This is a genomic window from Mycobacterium sp. D16Q16, assembly GCF_002013745.1.
Lineage (GTDB): Bacteria > Actinomycetota > Actinomycetes > Mycobacteriales > Mycobacteriaceae > Mycobacterium.
In genome coordinates this window covers 309,002-320,498 of record NZ_MAEY01000013.1, presented here as the reverse complement: position 1 = coordinate 320,498, position 11,497 = coordinate 309,002, and the positions used below count along the sequence as shown (strand labels likewise).

At 64.1% G+C, this 11,497-nt stretch carries 15 protein-coding genes; 7 read left to right on the top strand and 8 right to left on the bottom strand.

Features of this window, described 5'->3' with window-relative positions:
* The 3 genes from B4394_RS14965 to B4394_RS14955 all read right to left on the bottom strand — a co-directional run.
* Nucleotides 1-359, bottom strand: a 359-nt coding sequence (locus B4394_RS14965; protein WP_139360211.1) for a hypothetical protein, incomplete at its 3' end; no start/stop codon positions are given.
* A 62-nt stretch (nt 360-421) separates the two neighbouring features.
* Nucleotides 422-1,459: an aspartate-semialdehyde dehydrogenase gene (locus tag B4394_RS14960; protein WP_078315495.1), complete on the bottom strand. Its 1,038-nt coding sequence runs from the start codon at nt 1,457-1,459 to the stop codon at nt 422-424.
* A 28-nt stretch (nt 1,460-1,487) separates the two neighbouring features.
* Nucleotides 1,488-2,753 carry an aspartate kinase gene (locus tag B4394_RS14955; RefSeq protein WP_078290067.1) on the bottom strand — a complete coding sequence of 422 codons (1,266 nt, stop codon included), beginning with the start codon at nt 2,751-2,753 and terminating at the stop codon, nt 1,488-1,490.
* A gap of 86 nt (nt 2,754-2,839) precedes the next feature.
* Between B4394_RS14955 and B4394_RS14950 the strand changes: the two genes are divergently transcribed.
* Nucleotides 2,840-3,442 (top strand): nitroreductase family protein, encoded by a 603-nt coding sequence (locus B4394_RS14950; RefSeq protein ID WP_078311173.1) that lies wholly within the window; start codon nt 2,840-2,842, stop codon nt 3,440-3,442.
* On the opposite strand, the gene B4394_RS14945 is transcribed toward B4394_RS14950, so the two are convergent.
* From B4394_RS14945 to B4394_RS14935, 3 genes are all read right to left on the bottom strand, one after another.
* Nucleotides 3,439-4,071 carry a maleylpyruvate isomerase family mycothiol-dependent enzyme gene (locus tag B4394_RS14945; protein ID WP_139360210.1) on the bottom strand — a complete coding sequence of 211 codons (633 nt, stop codon included), beginning with the start codon at nt 4,069-4,071 and terminating at the stop codon, nt 3,439-3,441. The two genes, B4394_RS14950 and B4394_RS14945, sit on opposite strands and share 4 nt — an antisense overlap.
* 26 nt (nt 4,072-4,097) lie before the next feature.
* Complete coding sequence (locus B4394_RS14940) at nt 4,098-5,009, bottom strand: hypothetical protein (RefSeq protein WP_078311227.1); 912 nt, start codon at nt 5,007-5,009, stop codon at nt 4,098-4,100.
* Nucleotides 5,010-5,119: 110 nt separating this feature from the next.
* Nucleotides 5,120-6,160, bottom strand: coding sequence for a hypothetical protein (locus B4394_RS14935; RefSeq protein ID WP_078315492.1), 1,041 nt, complete (start codon nt 6,158-6,160; stop codon nt 5,120-5,122).
* 186 nt (nt 6,161-6,346) lie between these two features.
* Between B4394_RS14935 and leuA the strand changes: the two genes are divergently transcribed.
* Complete coding sequence (gene leuA, locus B4394_RS14930) at nt 6,347-8,179, top strand: 2-isopropylmalate synthase (protein ID WP_078311176.1); 1,833 nt, start codon at nt 6,347-6,349, stop codon at nt 8,177-8,179.
* Between the two features lie 79 nt (nt 8,180-8,258).
* Nucleotides 8,259-8,978, top strand: a complete 720-nt coding sequence (locus B4394_RS14925; RefSeq protein ID WP_078311177.1) for an alpha/beta hydrolase family protein — start codon at nt 8,259-8,261, stop codon at nt 8,976-8,978.
* Nucleotides 8,979-8,981: 3 nt separating this feature from the next.
* Here the strand turns inward: B4394_RS14925 and B4394_RS14920 are convergent, their stop codons facing one another.
* Together B4394_RS14920 and mrf are read right to left on the bottom strand one after the other, a co-directional pair.
* Nucleotides 8,982-9,227, bottom strand: coding sequence for a type B 50S ribosomal protein L31 (locus B4394_RS14920; RefSeq protein WP_078311178.1), 246 nt, complete (start codon nt 9,225-9,227; stop codon nt 8,982-8,984).
* Nucleotides 9,227-10,423: a ribosome hibernation factor-recruiting GTPase MRF gene (gene mrf, locus B4394_RS14915; RefSeq protein ID WP_078311179.1), complete on the bottom strand. Its 1,197-nt coding sequence runs from the start codon at nt 10,421-10,423 to the stop codon at nt 9,227-9,229. The genes B4394_RS14920 and mrf overlap by 1 nt, the downstream gene beginning before the upstream one ends.
* A gap of 120 nt (nt 10,424-10,543) precedes the next feature.
* On the opposite strand from mrf, the gene rpmB reads away from it, so the two are divergent.
* From rpmB to rpsR, 4 genes are read left to right on the top strand one after another with little or no spacing between them, the layout of a single operon-like run.
* Nucleotides 10,544-10,780: a 50S ribosomal protein L28 gene (gene rpmB, locus B4394_RS14910; RefSeq protein ID WP_005083638.1), complete on the top strand. Its 237-nt coding sequence runs from the start codon at nt 10,544-10,546 to the stop codon at nt 10,778-10,780.
* Nucleotides 10,780-10,944 carry a 50S ribosomal protein L33 gene (gene rpmG, locus B4394_RS14905; RefSeq protein WP_078290061.1) on the top strand — a complete coding sequence of 55 codons (165 nt, stop codon included), beginning with the start codon at nt 10,780-10,782 and terminating at the stop codon, nt 10,942-10,944. Before rpmB ends, rpmG begins: the two co-directional genes overlap by 1 nt.
* 1 nt (nt 10,945) lies before the next feature.
* Nucleotides 10,946-11,251: a 30S ribosomal protein S14 gene (gene rpsN, locus B4394_RS14900; protein WP_078311180.1), complete on the top strand. Its 306-nt coding sequence runs from the start codon at nt 10,946-10,948 to the stop codon at nt 11,249-11,251.
* Nucleotides 11,251-11,496 (top strand): 30S ribosomal protein S18, encoded by a 246-nt coding sequence (gene rpsR, locus B4394_RS14895; protein WP_078290059.1) that lies wholly within the window; start codon nt 11,251-11,253, stop codon nt 11,494-11,496. Before rpsN ends, rpsR begins: the two co-directional genes overlap by 1 nt.
* The last annotated feature ends 1 nt before the right edge of the window (nt 11,497 follow it).

Below are 11,497 nucleotides of genomic sequence, written 5' to 3'. Positions count from 1 at the left end.
GGCGGGGGCGGTTGGCGCCGCTCACCGGGGGCGGACGGGAAGTCCGGCGGCCCTACCTCCGGTCCACGCTGGATGATCACCGGGCCCCGCATCGGCGGCGCGTCGTCACGGTCGAACATCATCACGCGGCTTCGATCGTGCCCGCCGGGTCCGCCGTGTCCGCCATGCCCGCATTGCGAGCCGGCCAGCACGCCAAGACCAAAGGTGACGCCGAGGATCACGAAGGCACCCGCGACGATGCCGACGACGGCGGCGATCTTCACCAGCAGGGTGTTACTCGCCGAACGCGGCGCGGGCGCAGGTGCCTGCGGTACAGACACCGGATTCGTGGGTGTATCGGGATTGTCTGGAGTTGTCATGCCCCGAGCATGGCCGAACCGACTGACCGTTACCCAGGGAAAACCCGTGAAGTTCCTGTGAGTCAGCTAGCGACGAGCAATTCGGCGATCTGAATCGTATTGAGCGCCGCACCCTTCCGAAGGTTGTCTCCGGAAATAAACAGCGCCAGACCGCGATTACCCGGCACGCCCGGATCCTGACGGATCCGGCCCACCAGCGAGTCGTCGGCTCCCGCGGCAGCCAGCGGTGTGGGCACATCGGCCAGCGTGACACCCGACGCCGCGGCAAGCAGCTCGGTGGCGCGCGCCGGAGTCAGCTCACGCTCGAATTCGGCGTTGATCGAGAGCGAGTGTCCGGTGAAGACCGGAACCCGCACGCAGGTACCGCTCACCAAAAGCTCTGGAATGCCCAGGATCTTGCGACTCTCGTTGCGCAGCTTCTGATCCTCGTCGGTTTCGCCGGAGCCGTCGTCAACCAGCGATCCGGCCAGCGGGATCACGTTGAAGGCAATAGGTGCAACGTATTTCACCGGGTCCGGGAAGGTGACGGCGGAGCCGTCGTGTACCAGCCGCTCGCTCTCGCCGATACCGGCGCGCACCTGAGTGGCCAATTCCTCCACACCGGCCAGGCCGCTACCCGAGACTGCCTGGTAGGTCGACACAATCAGCCGCTGCAGGCCCGCCTCGTCGTGCAGCACCTTAAGCACCGGCATCGCGGCCATGGTGGTGCAATTCGGGTTGGCGATAATGCCTTTCCGCAGCTTCACACCACGCACATCGCGATCGAAGTTGACCTCCGAAACCACCAACGGCACGTCCGGGTCCTTGCGCCAGGCCGAGGAGTTGTCGATCACGGTGACACCCGCCTCGGCGAACCGCGGCGCCTGCACCCGCGACATGGTCGCACCGGCGGAGAACAACGCGATGTCCAGCCCGGACGGATCGGCGGTATCGGTGTTCTCGACCTCGATCTCCTGACCGCGGAACGTCAGCTTCTTGCCCTCAGAGCGAGCCGACGCGAAGAACCGCACCGACGAAGCCGGGAAGTCACGCTCTTCCAGTAGCTTTCGCATGACGGCGCCCACCTGACCGGTGGCACCGACAACACCGATGGAGGTCATGTCCAAATCTCCCGTCGCTGCGCTCGCCTCATCGTCCGGTGCCCCCGTACACGGTGGCTTCCTCTTCGCCGCCGAGATCGAAGGCGTCGTGGATGGCCCGCACGGCCGCATCGAGCTCAGTGTCCTTGACCAGCACCGAGATCCGGATCTCCGATGTGGAGATGAGTTCGATGTTGACCCCGGCCTTGGCCAGCGCCTCGCAGAAGCCGGCGGTGACACCCGGGTGGCTGCGCATACCCGCGCCCACCAGCGACACCTTGCCGATGTGGTCGTCGTAGAGCACCTGCGAGAACCCGATCTCGTTCTTCAGCGAGTCCAGCTTCTCCACCGCGGTGGGTCCGTTCTCCTTGGGGCAGGTGAACGTGATGTCGGTCTTGCCATCCTCGACCTTGGAGATGTTCTGCAGCACCATGTCGATGTTGATCTCGGCATCGGCCACGGCACGAAAGACCTTGGCGGCGTATCCCGGAACGTCGGGAATCCCGACAACCGTGACCTTGGCCTCACCACGATCGTGTGCGACACCGGTGAGAATCGCTTCTTCCACAGGAATGTCCTCCATTGATCCGCTGACGATCGTGCCCGGCTTGTCGGTATACGACGAGCGCACGTGAACCGGAACGTTGTATCGCCGGGCGTATTCCACGCAGCGCAGCATGAGCACCTTGGCTCCGGCCGCTGCCATCTCCAGCATTTCCTCGAAACTGACCTTGTCGAGCCGGGCCGCATTCGGCACGATCCGCGGATCGGCGGTGAATACCCCGTCCACATCGGTGTAGATCTCGCAGACGTCGGCCTTCAGCGCCGCGGCCAGCGCGACGGCGGTGGTGTCGGAACCACCCCGTCCCAGCGTGGTGACGTCCTTGCTGTCCTGGCTCACGCCCTGGAATCCGGCAACCAACACCACCTGACCCTCGTCGAGAGCGGAGCGCAACCGGCCGGGGGTGACATCGATGATCTTGGCGCTGCCGTGCCTACCGGTCGTGATGACGCCGGCCTGCGAGCCAGTGAACGAGCGTGCCGAGGCCCCGAGCGAATGGATCGCCATCGCGACGAGGGCGTTGGACATCCGCTCACCCGCGGTGAGCAGCATGTCCAGCTCACGCGGCGGCGGCGACGGGCAGACCTGTTGGGCCAGGTCAAGCAGCTCGTCGGTGGTGTCACCCATGGCCGAGACGACCACGACGACGTCGTTGCCGTTCTTTTTCGTCTCGACGATGCGTTCGGCCACCCTGCGGATGCGTTCGGCCGTTGCGACCGACGATCCGCCGTACTTTTGGACGACGAGCGCCACGGCATACCTTCCTGCTGTTCGGCCAGGGTCGGGGGAGATCCAGTCATCAGGATAAGGGGTTACGACAACTCGATAACCTGGCCCGTATGGGCAACCCGACCGAACGTACCGCCATCACCTCGGTTCCTATCCAGCCGCTGATCGCCTCGCGCTGGAGTCCGCGGCATTTCGATCCCGGTGCAAACCTGGCTCCCGAGACCCTGACGGCCCTGCTCGAAGCGGGTCGCTGGGCCGCCAGTTGGGGCAAGCGCTTCCCTGTCAGATACATCGTGGGTCTGCGCGGTGACGCCACCTACGAAGCGCTGACTGAGCTGCTCAATCGGGGAAACTCTTACGCAAAAGTTGCGGCGGCACTCGTCCTGGTGAGCACCGATCTGGGTGATGACGACAACACCGCGGTGTATGCGGCAGTCGATGCCGGGCTGGCGATCGCCCAACTGGGTGTGGAGGCGCGCTCCCATGGTCTGCACACCCATCCAATGGCGGGTTTCCGGGTGGACGAGGCGCCTGCTGTGTTCAATATCCCCGAGAACGTGCGGCCCATCGCCGTCGTCGCGATCGGGCCCGTTCTCGAGGACTACGCCCAGGCCGACGAATCGACCGTCGAACGCGATCATGCCCCCCGTCAACGGCCAGCGCTCAGCGATATCGCCTTCACCGAGCGCTGGGGCAACGGCTTGGTCAGCTAGCTCGGGGGCAGAAAGGACACGCCCTCGCCGCTCAGTTGATCTCGGACAGCATCTCCACGGCCCGTCATCAGGAGCAGCAGAGCCGACACCGGCCCCTCGATGACCGCGGCGCCGGTCCCCGCCGACCAGTCAGTATCGGTCGCGATAAGGCGGTGCTCGGCGAACCGCGTGCGGGCTCCGAACAACCGGTCGCGTTCCCACACCCGCGCCGCCGCCAGCCGGGCGGCCCCCACAGGCATACCCTGCTGCCATCCGAGCGGTATCGCGATGTCCTGACCGTGCACTAGATGGTCCATCAGCCGGTCGATCGGCTGCACGCCCGGCGGCTTTCGCCGGGACCCTACGCTGGCGCGCACCAGCGCCAGCAGGTCGGCCGGCGGCACCGACCCCTCCCGCACCCCCGTCGCGGCGATGAATCGATTCAGGTCGCCGCGCGCCCGGATGACATCCACGAGCGTGCGTGGCAGCGAGAACTCGCTTGCGAAGAGGATGTGGCCGACCACGTCGCGGACCCGCCATTCACCACACAACGACGGCCGGTCCCAATCCTGGGCCGAGATCTGGGCCAACTGATCAGCAAGCGTCACGCGCTCGGCGTCGATCAACTGCCAGATCTCGTCGGTATCCATATCGCCATTGTGTCCCGGCTCGCGCGTCAGTCGAACGAACCGCGGAAGATCCGCACCGCTTTGTCGATCATCGCCCGGGTTGATGCACAGTCAGCGTTCTTCAGCGAGAAGCTGAGCACCTCGATGAAAATGCGCTCCGGGGTGCTGTTCTCCTGCATCGCACCGCCCGGAACCTCACGGGCATAGAGCGGCTTGCCCAGACGCACCATGCTGGTACACATGCTGCCGTCCTGGCCGTGGAAGTACTCGATACCGTCGCGGACTTCTTCCCGCAGCCTCGCCGGCGCATCGATACCGGTCCTGATAGACAACTCGAATTGAGTATCGCTGTCTTGCAACGAGAATCGGCATGAGAACGGATCGCCGAACAGTGATGGCCTCAGATCGTCCGCCTTGCCGGGATACTCACCGAGAATCTCACAGGGATCACGTTCGGCGATCTTGATCGGGTAGGCGCTCAGCGCATCGCGCACGGGCATGTCGGCTGGGTTCAGCTTGGCCAATAGGCCAATAACCGGTTGTGCCATTTTACAATTCGGCGCTAGCGCGCTCCGCGAGCCGTCGACGACCACGACGCGTAAAGCCGGCACCTTGGCCCCGTCCAACCTCGGAGCATCCGGAAGCTTGTCCAATGCGATCGGAAACTCGTACAGGCATGTGCCCGCGGTGTGAAACACGGGCGCGCCGCCGATCGTGAATTCGGGCTTCTCACGGGAATAGTCGCCCAACATCAGTGACAGGCCGACACTCGACGGGTTCGCCGTACCCGTCACCTTGATGGAGCCGAAGCAACCACCGATGTCCCCTGACACGTATTCGGGAGCACCAATATCCTTGAGCACCAACAAAAGGCCGCACGGATCTACCCGTCGCAGCGCCCGTAGGTAGGCCAGCAGCGTGGTCTGGTTCTGAGTGAAGGTTTGACCATATGTGGGCACAGCGCCGGAGAACAAGGTCTGGCCGGTGGGCGCGGGCAGCTTTCCGGTCGCGGTACCGGACACGACATCCGTACACCCCGCGATCGCCAGCATGGTGACGACAAGCACTGCTACCGAGCGGAGTTTGCGAATAGCCGCACCGCCTTGTCGAGGATCTCGCTCATCTGCCCACAATTCGATCGCCCCTGCCGGGTGAAGCCACTCGCCACGACTGCCGGGGTGTACGCCTCGGAATCATCGGTGTTCATCGCACCGCCGCCGATATCCTTGGGATACAACGGATCTCCCACCAATGCCAGAGCGTGGCATCCCGTCGGGGTGCTCGTGTCCTCGTTGTGGAAGTACGTCACGCCGTCACGATGCGATTCGACGTATTCATCGGGAAAGTCGTCGACACTGCTGGTGAGTTCCACCGAGTAGTCGATATCGGAATCTGCGAGCGTGAAGTCGCAGCCGAAGGGATCGCCCAGCAGGTCGACGGACACCTTGCGCGCCGTGCCCGGGTACTCCCCAAGGATCTCGCAGGGATCACGTTCGGCGAGTTTGATCGGATATGCACTGAGCGCGGAACGCGGCGGTAATCCCGAGGGAAGGCCCTTGGCGATCGCCGTCACCAATTGCTTGGCCAGTCGACAGTCCGGGTCCGAGTACTCGTCCGACCCATAGAGGTACGCGCTGACCGTCAACACGGCCTGCAGCGTGGGACTCGCGGGCGCTCCCGGTAGCCGTTCCAGGCCAAGAGGGACCTCATATTCACACGCTGACCCGGTGTCGTAGATCGGGACAGAACCCACCTGGAACGCCACGGCGGTATCGCGCTTGTCCTGCATGGAGTACTCGTAGGACACCTCGGTGAGGCCGGGATCACCGGTGACCTTCACGCTGGCATAACAGATCTGAAAGTCGCCGACGACCTGTCCCGGGTCTCCGTACTCCTTCAGGTTGGCCGCGAAACCGCAGGGGTCCACGCGCCGCAGCGCTCGCGCGTAGGTAAGCGTCGTCTTCTCCTGAGCGGTGAGCTTCTGGCCGTAGTCCGGCTGATCACCCCGAAAGAATGAGTCAGCCCCGGGCGCCGGTTCGCCTCCCCGCGCCTGCCCGGTAACGATGCGCGTGCAGCCGGTGGCCACCAGCAGAATCGCCAGCGCAGCCATCCCCCTCCGTACCCACATGCTCTGCGATCGTGCCAGATGATCGGGGTTCGCGCGGCTGGTAGAGTCCCGTCTATGCAGCGGGCGCTCCTCCTCCGACGCCGCGACAGGGTCTGATCCAGACCGGCTTCCTGTCGCGGGTTGTTGGCGTGCCGGTCGAGATACCCCTCAAACTCCCGGAGCCTTCCCATGACTAGCTTTTCCCCAGACGAGTTCAACTACACCCCCCGCAGCATCGTCACCCCGAACGGACCCATTCCGGGCGACCAACCGGCGTGGAACACCCAGAAGAACAGCTCGATGCCGGTACATCGGTACCGTCCCTTCGCCTCGGAAGTTCCCGGGGGAGAACCGACTGCGCCCTTCAACCGCACGTGGCCCGACAAGGTGATCACCCGCGCACCACAGTGGGCGGCGGTCGACCTGCGTGACGGCAACCAAGCCTTGATCGACCCGATGAGCCCCGCGCGTAAGCGCCGGATGTTCGATATGCAGATCCGGATGGGGTTCAAGGAGATCGAAGTCGGGTTCCCTTCGGCAAGCCAGACCGATTTCGATTTCATCCGCGAGCTGATCAGCGAGAACGCCATCCCCGAGGACGTGACCGTCCAGGTGCTGACACAGTGTCGCCCGGAACTGATCGAGCGGACGTTCCTGGCCTGTGAAGGCGCGGCGAAGGTGATCGTGCACTTCTACAACTCGACGTCGATCCTGCAGCGGCGCGTGGTGTTCCGGGGCGAGAAGGACACGATCCAGAAGATCGCCACCGACGGCGCCCGCAAGTGCGTCGAGGAAGCGGCCAAATACCCCGATACGCATTGGCGTTTCCAATACTCCCCGGAGTCTTACACCGGCACGGAGCTGCAGTATGCGCTGGAGGTGTGTAACGCCGTCGGCGACATCATCGAGCCGACACCGGACAACCCGATCATCTTCAATCTGCCGTCGACGGTGGAGATGACAACTCCGAATGTGTACGCCGACTCCATCGAGTGGATGAGCCGTAACCTGGCTCGGCGCGAATCGGTGATCCTGAGCCTGCACCCGCACAATGACCGCGGAACAGCGGTCGCCGCAGCGGAATTGGGCTATCAGGCAGGTGCTGACCGCATCGAGGGCTGCCTGTTCGGCAACGGTGAGCGCACCGGAAACGTATGCCTGGTGACGCTGGGGCTGAATCTGTTCAGCCGCGGCGTGGATCCCCAGATCGACTTCTCGAACATCGACGAGATTCGGCACACGGTCGAGTACTGCAACCAGCTGAAGGTTCCCGAGCGGCATCCGTACGGCGGCGACCTGGTCTACACCGCCTTCTCCGGCAGCCACCAGGACGCCATCAACAAGGGCCTGGACCAAATGAAACGCGATGCGGACGAGGCGGATTCCGACGTCGACGACATCCTGTGGCAGGTGCCGTACCTGCCCATCGACCCCAAGGACGTCGGGCGCAACTACGAGGCCGTGATCCGGGTCAACTCGCAGTCCGGCAAGGGCGGCGTCGCCTACATCATGAAGTCTGATCATGGACTGGTGCTGCCGCGGCGCCTGCAGATCGAATTCGCGCAGTCGATCCAGCGCATCACCGACGGCGAGGGTGGCGAGGTGAACCCCAAGGAGATCTGGGATGTCTTCGCCGAGGAGTACCTGGCACCGATCGTCCCGCTGGAGCGGATCCGCCAGAAGGTGACCGCGTCCGAGGAGGACGGTGGCACGGATTCCATTGCCGCCGTGGTGAAGATCGACGGTAAGGAAACCGAAGTCCACGGTACGGGCAACGGCCCGCTGGCCTCGTTCGTGGATGCGCTGTCCACCGTGGGTTACGCCGTCAACGTCTTGGACTACTCCGAGCACGCCATGAGCGCAGGCGATGACGCGCAGGCCGCCGCGTACGTGGAAGCCATGGTTGTCGGCCCCGATGGCGGTGAGGCACAGACGGTGTGGGGTGTCGGTATCGCGCCGTCGATCACCACCGCGTCCCTGCGGGCAGTGGTATCGGCCGTCAACCGTGCTGCGCGCGCCTAGCCCAGCACTTCCCCCAGAATCCGGAATTAGTCTGGCTCCCAGGGAGATTCACATTGACTAATACCAGAGGTACACACCGGTGACGGTGAGCGGCTCCACGAGGTACCAGTACGGAGATGACGCGGGGCAGCAGTACGTGGACATGTGGACATCGCAGTCTGCACGTGGCCTGGCGATTCTTGTGCATGGCGGCTATTGGAGATCCACATATAGCGCGGACGTCATGGAGCCCTTGATCGCAGACCTGGTGGCGCGGGGCTGGGACGTGGCCAACGTCGAGTACCGACGGGTAGGTTCCGGCGGTGGCTACCCGATAACGCTGCAGGATGCGGCTGCCGGAATTGAATGCGCCGTACGAACGCGCGCGAACAGCGTCGAACGCACCGCACTGGTAGGCCACTCGGTGGGCGGCGAGCTGTCGCTACTCAATGCGAAACAGGCAGACCTGGTATTGGCGTTAGCGCCAGTGACCGACGTCCGACGCACGTTCGACGAAGACCTGGGTGACTCAGCCGCCGGACCGTTCATGGGTGCCACACCAGGTGAGAACCCAGCGGGCTACCAGCTCGCATCACCGCGGTGGCAACTACCCATCACCACTCCGGTACTCATCACGCATGGCGTGGACGACGATCGCGTTCCCATCGAGCACTCTCGCAGCTATCGTGATGCCGCCGTCGAATCTGGGTGTGATGTCGAGCTACGCGAGTTCGAGAACCTGCCGCACGGCGACGAAATCGATCCGAACGGCCCCCACTGGCTGGACGCCGTTGTCTGGCTAGCGACAAAGCCGCTGTGACATCTACTTTCTAGTCCCGTAACGCCTACGGAACTTCTCGACCTGGCCGGCGGTATCGACGATCCGCCGGTCTCCGGTCCAGAACGGATGGGAGTCCGCTGTCACCTCGGCGGTGATCAGCGGATACTCCTGGCCCTCGAACTCGACGGTGCGAGTGCTCGTCGCCGTCGAGCGGGTCAGGAACATCTTTCCGGTGGTGGTGTCCTGGAAGACGACAGAGTGATAGTCGGGGTGTATTCCGGGTTTCATCAGTGGTTCCCTTCTGTGTTGTATTCGCCGTAGGAGAGGAAATCCTCAAGCTCGGACCCGTGCTCGCACGGGTCCTCATGCCAATCGCCAAACGGATCGCTGAACTCTTCCCAGCTTGCGGGCCTTGCCATTTCGTCATCGGTGAGCAGCGCACCGCGCAGGGCGTCCAGCACCTCGGCACTCTCTGCGCCGCATACCAGCACCGTCATCGCGGTATGCCGGTCTCCAAACCGGTAATCCCACATGAGGTCGGCAAATGCCCGTCGCTCCAGATCTGCCTGCCGTACCTCCGCCGAATCCATGGCCGCTAGCCACTTCCCGGCCGCCGACACCCTGAGCCCACCACCCGCGGACTCCAGCCACATTGCCTGCCGATCCTGGGTCGCCAGCCACAATCGGCCCCGCGTACGGATCACGCCGTCCAGCAGTAGGTCGATCGCGGCATGCAGCCGCTCCGGGTGAAATGGCCGGCGCGCATTGAATTCCACCAGCGCGATCCTGCCGTCAACGGCCAGGGAGGGCTGCCCCGCGAGTAGCGCGCCATGTGGGTCGTCCGCCCGACCACACCGCGCGTCGTCCTCCAGATGGTCGAGGGCTTGTTCGACTCGGCCAACACGGGCGGTGATGCGTGCGCGCGGCGCCAAGCGCCGCAGCACCGAAAGCACCTCGGGTTCGGGATTGCGTACCACCAGCACGTCGGCGAACTCGGCCTGACCGATCACCACCTGGGCCACCGTCCGGCCGTCGTCGAGCTCATCATCCCCGAGGGCCTGCTCCAGCCAGTTCGCGGTATCGACACAAGAGACCACCCCCGCGATTTCCACATCACGTGCCGCCGGTCCATCGATGTACCCCGGCCCCATGCGAACGGGCACCGCCTTGATCGCCCAACAGATCGGATCGGCTTCCAGCCATGGCTCCAGATGCAGCACGATCCGTCCCACATCTTCCCGGCGATGCAGCTTGCGCAGCAGCACGAGCAGATCGTCACGGACGGTGCAGGAAACGCAGCCGTGGGCCAGTTCCAGAACGGTCACCTGAGGGTCCCGGACTCCACCGCCGGATACGACGGACCGCTTGACGATGTGCCCGTCAAACCGGTGCGTGACGACGACGGTTCCTGGGTCGCGCGCCAAGACATCCACGACCGCGTCGGTATCGGTCTGTCCGGATACGAGTAGCACCGGCGTGCGCATGACTTCTCCCTCTTGGGCCTATTGGAAACGATTTTCATTACTACGGGCTTCACGGTACAGTCCAGATCAGCACTTGTCGAAAACGATTCCCATTATCAAATGGGCATGAATGGAGGTCCGTTGTCCGCGCATTGCGAGGTGACCGGACGGTCGCCAGGCTTCGGTAACGCGGTATCGCATTCGCACCGCCGTACCCGTCGCCGCTGGTCACCCAATATCCAGCTCAAGACGTATTACCTGCCCTCAGAGGACCGGCGCATCAAGCTCCGGGTGAGCACCAAGGGCATCAAGGTGATCGACCGCGACGGCATCGAGGCCGTGGTGGCACGGCTGCGCGCGCAAGGGCGGAAGTTCTGATGGCGCGCAATGAGATCCGGCCCATCGTGAAACTGAAGTCCACGGCGGGCACCGGATACACGTACGTGACCCGCAAGAACCGGCGCAACGACCCGGACCGGATGGTCCTGCGCAAGTACGACCCCGTTGTGCGCAAGCACGTGGATTTCCGAGAGGAGCGCTGAGATGGCCAAGAAGTCTAAGATCGCCAAGAACGAGCAGCGTCGCGTCATCGTCGAGCGTTATGCCGAGCGACGCGCGGAGCTCAAGGAGATCATCCGGCACCCCGCGAGCAGCCAGGAGCAGCGACTGGCCGCCCAGGCCGAGCTGGCCCGCCAGCCACGCGATGCCAGCGCGGTACGGCTGCGTAATCGCGATGCGGTAGACGGGCGACCCCGCGGCTATCTGCGCAAGTTCGGACTGTCCCGGGTGCGGGTCCGTGCACTCGTGCACGATGGGTCGCTGCCCGGCGTCCGGAAAGCGAGCTGGTGATGGCCACCAAGACACCTCGCAATCGTCGGGTCAAGGTCGCCGATACCAAGCCCAAGCCGAATCTCTTTGCCAAATTGGGTCTTTCATCGGTCGACTACAAGGACACCAATACCTTGCGACTCTTCATCTCCGAGCGCGGCAAGATCCGCGCCCGCCGGGTGACCGGTTTGACCGTGCAACAGCAGCGCCAGGTCGCCACGGCGATCAAGAACGCGCGCGAGATGGCGCTACTGCCCTACGCCTGAG

Bases quoted from the DNA above. Each gene is read 5' to 3' on its own strand.
- B4394_RS14960 (WP_078315495.1), bottom strand. From the start codon at position 1,459: ATGACCTCCATCGGTGTTGTCGGTGCCACCGGTCAGGTGGGCGCCGTC.
- B4394_RS14950 (WP_078311173.1), top strand. From the start codon at position 2,840: ATGGGCAACCCGACCGAACGTACCGCCATCACCTCGGTTCCTATCCAG.
- B4394_RS14945 (WP_139360210.1), bottom strand. From the start codon at position 4,071: ATGGATACCGACGAGATCTGGCAGTTGATCGACGCCGAGCGCGTGACG.
- B4394_RS14935 (WP_078315492.1), bottom strand. From the start codon at position 6,160: ATGGCTGCGCTGGCGATTCTGCTGGTGGCCACCGGCTGCACGCGCATC.
- leuA (WP_078311176.1), top strand. From the start codon at position 6,347: ATGACTAGCTTTTCCCCAGACGAGTTCAACTACACCCCCCGCAGCATC.
- B4394_RS14920 (WP_078311178.1), bottom strand. From the start codon at position 9,227: ATGAAACCCGGAATACACCCCGACTATCACTCTGTCGTCTTCCAGGAC.
- mrf (WP_078311179.1), bottom strand. From the start codon at position 10,423: ATGCGCACGCCGGTGCTACTCGTATCCGGACAGACCGATACCGACGCG.
- rpmG (WP_078290061.1), top strand. From the start codon at position 10,780: ATGGCGCGCAATGAGATCCGGCCCATCGTGAAACTGAAGTCCACGGCG.
- rpsN (WP_078311180.1), top strand. From the start codon at position 10,946: ATGGCCAAGAAGTCTAAGATCGCCAAGAACGAGCAGCGTCGCGTCATC.
- rpsR (WP_078290059.1), top strand. From the start codon at position 11,251: ATGGCCACCAAGACACCTCGCAATCGTCGGGTCAAGGTCGCCGATACC.